This is a genomic window from Lachnobacterium bovis DSM 14045 (genome assembly GCF_900107245.1).
GTDB lineage: Bacteria > Bacillota > Clostridia > Lachnospirales > Lachnospiraceae > Roseburia > Roseburia bovis.
In genome coordinates this window covers 1-8389 of the sequence record NZ_FNPG01000022.1, presented here as the reverse complement: position 1 = coordinate 8389, position 8389 = coordinate 1, and the positions used below count along the sequence as shown (strand labels likewise).

General features: G+C 30.7%; 7 protein-coding genes. 3 read left to right on the top strand and 4 right to left on the bottom strand.

The genetic code is table 11. The features are described from left to right. Positions 1-396 precede the first annotated feature (396 nt). From BLV79_RS08980 to BLV79_RS08970, 3 genes are all read left to right on the top strand, one after another. The gene (locus BLV79_RS08980) at positions 397-669 is read left to right on the top strand and encodes a DUF6110 family protein (RefSeq protein WP_074718261.1); all 273 of its coding nucleotides are present in this window, start codon (positions 397-399) and stop codon (positions 667-669) included. A gap of 99 nt (positions 670-768) precedes the next feature. Further along, on the top strand, positions 769-2853 hold the full coding sequence (locus BLV79_RS08975; RefSeq protein ID WP_074718260.1) for a heavy metal translocating P-type ATPase: 2085 nt from the start codon (positions 769-771) through the stop codon (positions 2851-2853). Between the two features lie 204 nt (positions 2854-3057). Continuing rightward, a complete protein-coding gene (locus BLV79_RS08970) occupies positions 3058-4599 on the top strand; it encodes a cellulase family glycosylhydrolase (protein ID WP_074718258.1) in 1542 nt (513 codons plus the stop codon). Between the two features lie 95 nt (positions 4600-4694). Here the strand turns inward: BLV79_RS08970 and BLV79_RS08965 are convergent, their stop codons facing one another. Genes BLV79_RS08965 through BLV79_RS08950 form a run of 4 tightly spaced genes read right to left on the bottom strand, consistent with a single transcriptional unit; the run spans position 4695 to position 8166 of the window. After that, on the bottom strand, positions 4695-5414 hold the full coding sequence (locus tag BLV79_RS08965; RefSeq protein ID WP_074718256.1) for an ABC transporter permease: 720 nt from the start codon (positions 5412-5414) through the stop codon (positions 4695-4697). A gap of 2 nt (positions 5415-5416) precedes the next feature. Next, complete coding sequence (locus tag BLV79_RS08960; RefSeq protein ID WP_074718254.1) at positions 5417-6328, bottom strand: ATP-binding cassette domain-containing protein; 912 nt, start codon at positions 6326-6328, stop codon at positions 5417-5419. A 22-nt stretch (positions 6329-6350) separates the two neighbouring features. Beyond that, on the bottom strand, positions 6351-7529 hold the full coding sequence (locus tag BLV79_RS08955; protein WP_074718252.1) for a hypothetical protein: 1179 nt from the start codon (positions 7527-7529) through the stop codon (positions 6351-6353). Then, positions 7513-8166, bottom strand: coding sequence for an ATP-binding cassette domain-containing protein (locus tag BLV79_RS08950; protein WP_074718250.1), 654 nt, complete (start codon positions 8164-8166; stop codon positions 7513-7515). The genes BLV79_RS08955 and BLV79_RS08950 overlap by 17 nt, the downstream gene beginning before the upstream one ends. Between the last annotated feature and the right edge of the window lie 223 nt (positions 8167-8389).

Genomic DNA, 8389 nt, shown 5'->3' with positions numbered 1-8389 from the left:
AATTTTAGTACCTAGAAGATTTGAGTTATTGTAAAACAATAAATAAATGAGTAATAAGTACCACATCATAAAATAGATATTATTCACTACTATAGGAGAGAACACTAATATTAAAGAACAAAAACAAATTTATAATACCAAACAATCTGATATATAGTTGTAGTGGAAATGGTGTTATAATAAAATAGATAACGAGAAAGGAGTTTGAAAATATGAAATGGCATAAGTTTTTTGCGTGGACTACAGTTATTTGCTTTTTGATGACGATAATAACTGGCTATGAAAAAAAATAATGTAGGTCGTTTTTATAGAATGACAGTCGTTTTATAAGAAGTAATAGATAAGAGGTAGAACACTATTTTTTGTAATTTTTTAATAAAGAAAGGAAGTTTTAATATGAGTATTTGGAGTACAGTAGGAAAAGTTGCATGTGGATTTGCATTAGGAACAGCAGGAGTAAAGATTTTAAGCAGCAAGGATGCAAAGAAGTGCTATACAAATGTAACAGCAGCAGTTTATAGATGTAAAGATTCAGTGATGGAAACTGCTACAACAATCAAAGAGAATTGTCAGGATATTAGTGCAGATGCAAAAGAGATTAACGAGAAACGTTATGCTAAAGACAGAGCACAGGAAATTGCAGATGCAAAAGCAGTTCTTGAAAGATAAGAAGTAGCAGAAGCTTAAGAGTAAGTTGAAGGAAAAAATAAGAATCTTAAGCATAAAATAGAAAGTTAAAGTTTGATTTAGTAAATTGGAGTATGATATATGAGATGTAAGATATTACATGAGTCCAAAGGACGAATGAGAGTTCATATGCATCAATGTAATATGACAGTTCATGAAGCTGACAAGCTTTTGTATTATCTTGAAGAATTAGATTTTGTTAAAAAAGCTGAAGTAAATGAAAGAACAGCCAATGCCATAATATATTATAAAGGCGAAAGAGAACAGGTAATAGAGGCACTTTCAGTTTTTAACTACGAAACAACAGAAGTGATTGTACCTGAACATACAGGAAGAGAACTTAGAGTTCAGTTTGAGGATAAAATGTTTTTTCTTATAACAAGAAGACTTATATCTAAGTTTATTCTTCCACCTCCAATTCAAATGATTAAAAACGTAATTCAGGCAGTACCATTTGTTATTGAAGGAGTAAAATCAATTTTAAAAGGCAAAGTTGAAGTCTCAGTGTTAGATGCAACAAGTATTACTGTTTCAATTATTCGAAAAGATTTTGAGACATCTGGTTCAGTAATATTCCTTTTGAAAGTTGGTGAACTGATTGAAAATTATACTCACAGAAAATCTGTAGATGATCTTGCCAGAAAGATGTCATTAAATGTGGATAAGGTATGGATAAAAACTGCAGACGAGCAGGAAATTCTTGTCAATACATTTGATGTTAAAGAAGGTGACGTTGTCGTTATTCGAACAGGTACAATGATACCACTTGATGGAATTATTGAAAGTGGGGAGGCATCTATAAACCAGGCATCAATGACAGGTGAGTCGGAAGCGGTCAGAAAAGACAAAGGTGACCTTGTTTATGCAGGAACAGTTGTTGAAGAAGGCGAGATTTTTGTAAGAGTTCAGAAGGCTCAGGGAGCAGGCAGGTATGACAGAATAGTTGCGATGATTGAAGAGTCTGAGAAGCTTAAGTCGGCAACAGAAGATAAGGCTTCACACCTTGCAGATAGGTTGGTTCCTTATACGCTTGGTTCAACTCTTTTAACATATCTTATAACAAGAAACGCAACAAAAGCGGCTTCTATATTAATGGTTGATTTTTGTTGTGCGCTCAAGTTGTCGATGCCTATAGCAGTGCTTTCGGCGATGAGAGAATCAGGAGAGTACAAGATATCTGTAAAAGGTGGAAAATTCATGGAGGCTGTTGCGGAAGCGGAAACAATAGTTTTTGATAAAACAGGTACATTAACCCATGCAGTTCCAAGAGTTAAAAGAGTTATCCCTTTTGATGGAAACGATGAAGCTGAGATGCTAAGACTTGCAGCATGCCTTGAGGAACACTATCCTCATTCAATCGCAAATGCGGTAGTTAAAACAGCGGAAGAAAGAGGACTTTTCCACGAGGAAAAACATACAAAAGCTATTTATGTAGTTGCACATGGTATAGCTAGTACTATAAATGGGGAAAAAGTATGTATAGGTAGCCATCATTACATTTTTGATGACGAACGATGCATCGTACCACCTGGAGAAACGGATAAATTTGATGAATTGCCAAATGAATATTCTCATTTATACATGGCAATTGATAACAGACTTGCAGCAGTTATACTTATTGAGGATCCTTTGAGAGAAGAGGCGGCCTCAGTTGTTGAAAAACTAAAAAAAGTCGGTTTTTCCAAGGTCGTAATGATGACAGGAGATAATGAAAGAACTGCTAGAGATGTTGCCCTTAAGACAGGCGTAACAGATTATTTTTCAGAAGTACTTCCGGAAGATAAGGCGGCTTTTATTAGAAAAGAACACGAAGCAGGTCGTAAAGTAATAATGATAGGTGATGGTATAAATGATTCACCAGCACTTTCAGAAGCAGATGCAGGAATTGCAGTTAGCTCAGGTGCATCTATTGCAAGAGAAATCGCTGATATAACAATATCATCAGATAATCTTGAGGCACTTTTAACTTTACGAGAAATTAGTACAAGGCTAATGGATAGAATTCGTTTTAATTATAGAACGATTATTGGATTTAATTCAGGATTAATCTTATTGGGAATTTTAGGAGTTCTTGCTCCAACAGGAACGGCACTTCTCCATAATGCATCTACTGTTGCAATAAGTTTAAAAAGTATGACAGACTTAATGGATTCAGAAAAAAAATAGTTATTTTATAATAGTTATTTTATATGTGTATGCAATGGATATGCAGTTAAAGCTTTTAGCGAAAGGCTTGTTTTATATCCGCCTAGATAGTTAATGTCTAGGCGGATATTTTTTTGATTTATATTTAACCCCCAATAATTTATAATAGTATTGACGGATTCGAAAAAACATGATTCACAATATGAATAAAAGGGGGGAAAAATAATGCAGAACAAAAAGAAAAAAATTACAACAGTGATGATAGTTTTTGTAGTATTTATTTTGGGGTGTGTAGCAGTTGCCTGTGGGGTTTCAAAAAAGAAAAACACTAAGTCAGGAAAAGCACAAAAAGTTCATGGTAGCAAAACAGTCAAGTCTAATTTTTATGTTGATTTTAAAGAAAAAAACTCATGGCAAAGTGGTGAAAAAAGTTTTACACAGTATGATATGGAGATACACAATGATTCTTCAAAAGAGATTAAGAGTTGGTGTGTTGTTTTAAAGAAAAAGGATTCTAAGATAGAGCAAAATTGGAACAGTGCGATAAAAGAAGAGAAAGATAAATATCAAGTAACATCAGTGGATTATAATAGTGTTATATCTAGTAAAAGTTTCCAAAAAGATATAGGAATAATAGCGAGTAGTTCATCACAAGAAAAAATAGAAGTAGATTCTGTAAAAGTTACATATAGTGATGGTACACAAGAAAAAGTAAAAGGAGATGGCAAGAAATCTTCGTCTAAAGCCGAGTCTACACAAAAATCAAGTGAGGCAGAGAATAAAGAAAAAAATAAGACGAAGAATAAGGCAAATGATTCGAAAAAATCAGAAAAAAAAGAATCAAATCAAACTCAGGAAAAAACAAAAGTACCTACAGGAAGATTGCATGTACAAGGAACTAAACTTGTAGACAGTACAGGAAAAGTAGTACAGCTAAAAGGAATAAGTACTCATGGAATAGCTTGGTTTCCAGATTACATTAACCAGGAAGCGTTAAAAACCTTAAAGGATGTATGGAATGTTAATGTTTTCCGTATTGCAATGTACACAAATGAGTACGGTGGATATTGTAATGGTGGAGATAAGGAACACTTAAAGAAACTAGTTGATCAGGGCGTTAAATATGCCACAGAAAACGGAATGTATGTAATAATTGATTGGCATATTTTGTCAGATGCAAACCCTAACATTAACAAAGGTGAGGCAATCAAATTTTTTGATGAGATGTCAAAAAAATACGCAAGTAACGAAAATGTATTTTATGAGATTTGTAACGAACCACAAGGATCAGATTGGAATTCAGTAATTAAACCATATGCAAATGATATTGTAAAAACAATCAGAGCAAATGACAAAAATGCAGTTATTCTAGTAGGAACTAATACATGGTCACAGGACGTAGATCAGGTTATCGGAAATCAGTTAGATGATAAGAATGTAATGTATGTATTACATTTTTATGCAGGAACTCATAAAGATAATCTCAGAAGTAAGTTGACAAAAGCAATAAAGGCAGGAGTACCAGTGTTTGTAACAGAATGCAGCATAACGGATGCTTCAGGAAATGGAGCGGTTGATTATGATTCAGCAAATCAGTGGTTGAAATTGTTGAACGATAATGATATTAGTTTTGTGGCATGGAGCTTAAGCAATAAAGATGAAAGCTCAGCGCTTATTAAACCAGGCTGTTCAAAGAAGAGCGGTTGGACAGATGATGATTTATCAGAAACAGGTAAATGGTTTAAGAAAGCCATAAGTGGTAAATAAAAAAGGAACAGCGTATATCAAAAAATATATATATTAAACAAAAACGGCGAAAACACAGTAACGTGCTTTCGCTGTTTTTTTGCTTATTTTTAAGTTTAAAAATCTTTTCGTTTTATTATCAAATATGAAAGAGTAATAAAAATAGCATTATAGATTAATGTAAATATAAAAATACGAGTGTATTCTGAATTTTTCAATATATTATTGCCGAGACTTTCCATAAATGATACATACCAATAATCGTGAAGTTTATTGAATTTTATGAGTTTTTCTACAAGCAGTAAAATACTAGGTATTAATGCAGGAACAAGTATACTAGCGGCAATTGCAAATGCCTTTGATTGAGTTAATACGGAAAAGAAAATAGAACAATTAACAATTATCATGTAAACAAATAATTCTAAAAGAACATTTAAAATATGTTTACCTGTAATGTTAGTATAACTTACACCACGAACAGAACCATAAGCGATGCCAATAATAATACTTGTTAAAGAAATAAAAATCATATATACGTTACTCATTATAATTTTTGAAAACAAAATATTTTTTCTTGTATAGCCACGGCCAATCATAATCTTTATGCAACCAATATCCATTTCAGTGCAGAATAAAATAGGAATAAGTATTGCTAGGATTAATTCGAGGGAACAGCCTGAAAGAATTCCAATAAAATACTCGTTCCCATGTGGAATTTCACCATTACAAGAAAGGATGCCGTTGAGTATTGTGAATGCAAATGTTAATAAAGAGCAAATATAAATTGCTTTTGTTGAAAATGTTTTTTTGTATTCGTAACTAAGTAAACTTCCCATATTTAACCTACCTTTTCTATAAAATATTCTTCTAAACTTTGTGATTTGTTATATAATTTATTGACAGCGATTCCATGTTCTACAAGAATTTTGTTGTATTGACAAATGTTGTCATCATTGTTTTTAATTTCAATATTGCCATTAGTAAAGGTAATATCATTAGAATTTACATATTGACTTATAATGTTATAAGCTGTTTGGTTATCTTTTGTGCCAATAATAATTTTTTTCTCGCATTGAGTTTGCAATTCCTTAGCAGTAACTTCTTCAAGTAGTTGTCCATCATTAATAAATCCGTACTTTGTTGCTATTTTCCCTAGTTCATCTAATAAATGACTAGAAATTAAAAAAGTTACACCTTCCTCTTTGTTTAAATATATTATTAAATCTCGGATTTCTTTAATACCGGCAGGATCTAATCCGTTGATTGGTTCATCAAGAATCAATAATTTAGGATTGCCAAGTAAGGCGATAGCTATACCAAGTCGTTGTCTCATTCCTAAAGAAAATTTTTGAGCCTTTCTATTTCCAACATTTCCGAGGCCAACTAGATTTAAAATACGATTAATATCTGCATCTGTTCCGCCATATATTTTTGAAAAAATCTTTAGGTTTTTCTTGGCACTTAAACCGCCATATATAGAAGGTGTTTCAATTAATGCACCGACTTTTCTTAGATTTTTAGGATCATTGCTCCCTAAAATTTGACATGTGCCTGATGTGGCTTGAACCATTCCAAGACATGTTTTCATAAAAGTAGTTTTTCCGGCACCATTTTTTCCAATTAATCCGTAAATATCACCTTGGTTAATAGTTATAGACACATTATCTAAACTTTTTTTACTACCGTAGTGTTTAGATAAACCAGATGTTTTTAACACTACGTTTGTGTTTTTTACTTCATTTTGTATCATAATTATTCCTCTCTGCGTGTTTTTAAATTATTTTATTTGAAATAGTAGCTAGAATTAGAAAAATACAAATCATGGCTACCATATAACCAATTTGTTCTAAATTAGATATCATTTTTTTTATGTTCGTTCTTTTTTCATAAGCAAAAGGCATTAAAAAAGTTGTAATTAAAAATGACAATATTGCAATAACATATGACGTTACAACTATTTTAAAAGATGTAATACACACCATTGGAATTAATGGTAGTAAAAATAATGAAGTTGCAATTTTTAATGTATTAAACATCTTTTTGAACTTAAAGTTCTTTATTTGATTAGCTGAATGAAAGAGAATAAAGTTTCCAGTTTCATAGGAAATTAATTCTATATATGTATTAGCAAACAAGTATGATGTTGCAGCAGAAAAAGTTATCAACTGTTCGACTGATTTTTCATTTTCAAGCATAGATAAAAATATAGTTAATGCAAATACATATAGGGCTTCCATAAACTTCATCTTTTTTATGAAAAACAAATAATCTTTTTCTTTTTTCATAATTCCGATATTAGATAATTTTTTTATAAAACGTCCATTATGTGTTTGGCTTTCGTGAGAAAGAAATTTCAAAGAAAGTAACACACTAATTGAAATAATTGCAAGCTTTACAATTCTAAATCTTGGTTCAGAAATTATGGCAATCGGAAAAGATATAATATTATGATTTGATAAAATTATAGCTCCAATGAATGTGAAAGTTATTACACTTTTTATAGTCATTGCCAATTCATTGCTACTCATGGAAAAAACTGCAAGCTCAATTGCAGTTATAAGTTCCACAAAAGTGACAAATGTTAAGCAATCATCAAGATATTTTAAATCATATGGACATATAAAATAAAGGAATAGTATTTGAAATACTATATATTTATAATATGTCATATAAGTTGAATATTTTTCTGTATCTATCTTATCAAAAAAAGTTTTTACAAAGAGTTTGTCTTCCTTTTTTATTTTTTTTAAAATGAATTCTATTGCAAAACATACAAAGATTATTGTTATAATAAAAGCGGTTTCTGTGTAGTGCTTAAATTTGTACATTCCAAATTTGGGCAGTATAAGCAGTGCAGAAAATAGTAAGAAAAAGAAAAAACAATTTGCAAAACTATACAAACTAAATTGCAATCTGAATTTTTCAATTCTAAATTTAATTACTTCCTTCAAAAATTCGTTCCTCCATATCTGTAATCGTTTTTGTATTTTCAAATGTATCTTTTACTCGTCCGGCGTCTAATACTATGAAATCGTCACATAAATCTACTAGTGTGTCTAAAATATGTGAGGAGATTAAGATAGTTGCACGTTGTTTTATATTTTGTAGTAATTGTTTTAATTTATAAATATATTTAACATCAATACTATTAAAAGGTTCGTCTAATATAATTAAGTCATATTTTTTTGTCATAATCGGAATTAATGTCAATTTTTTTTGCATACCTTGAGACAATTCATCAATAGATGTTTTCCTTTTTTCTTCCATTTCTAATAAAGAAATTATTTCGTCAACAGACATTTCTGTCGAAGAAAAATCCACAAATAGCTTTACAAATTCTTCGACTGTTAAAAAATCATATATTTTTATTTCAGATGGAATAAAACCGATTGTAAAATCCTTTTTTTCTGTTTCAACCTCATAAACCTTATTTGCTTTCATAAAACCACTTAGGATTGACATTAAGGTGGTTTTTCCTGCACCATTTTCACCAACTAAGCCAATTATTTTATTAGAAGGAATCTCTAAATTTTCTACTTCTAGTGAAAATCCCTTTTTATATTCATGTTTAATTTTTCGTATATTCATATTCTCCTCCAATTCTACCTTATTTGAATATCATTTTTAGTATATATTCTAAATATAAATATTTCAAATTTTTGTAACGAAGGATATTTTCGCAACAAAAGCCTTATCGTAACAAACAAATTTTTTTATAATGTCTGCGATTGGCGTGTGCATAAAAAACATCAGGAAACATATCATAAAGATATTTAGTGTATTTAGGTCCAATAGGAATTTTTTTGCCAGA

Coding starts and splice junctions, on each gene's coding strand:
- BLV79_RS08970 (WP_074718258.1), top strand. CDS start 3,058: ATGCAGAACAAAAAGAAAAAAATTACAACAGTGATGATAGTTTTTGTA.
- BLV79_RS08975 (WP_074718260.1), top strand. CDS start 769: ATGAGATGTAAGATATTACATGAGTCCAAAGGACGAATGAGAGTTCAT.
- BLV79_RS08980 (WP_074718261.1), top strand. CDS start 397: ATGAGTATTTGGAGTACAGTAGGAAAAGTTGCATGTGGATTTGCATTA.
- BLV79_RS08960 (WP_074718254.1), bottom strand. CDS start 6,328: ATGATACAAAATGAAGTAAAAAACACAAACGTAGTGTTAAAAACATCT.
- BLV79_RS08965 (WP_074718256.1), bottom strand. CDS start 5,414: ATGGGAAGTTTACTTAGTTACGAATACAAAAAAACATTTTCAACAAAA.
- BLV79_RS08950 (WP_074718250.1), bottom strand. CDS start 8,166: ATGAATATACGAAAAATTAAACATGAATATAAAAAGGGATTTTCACTA.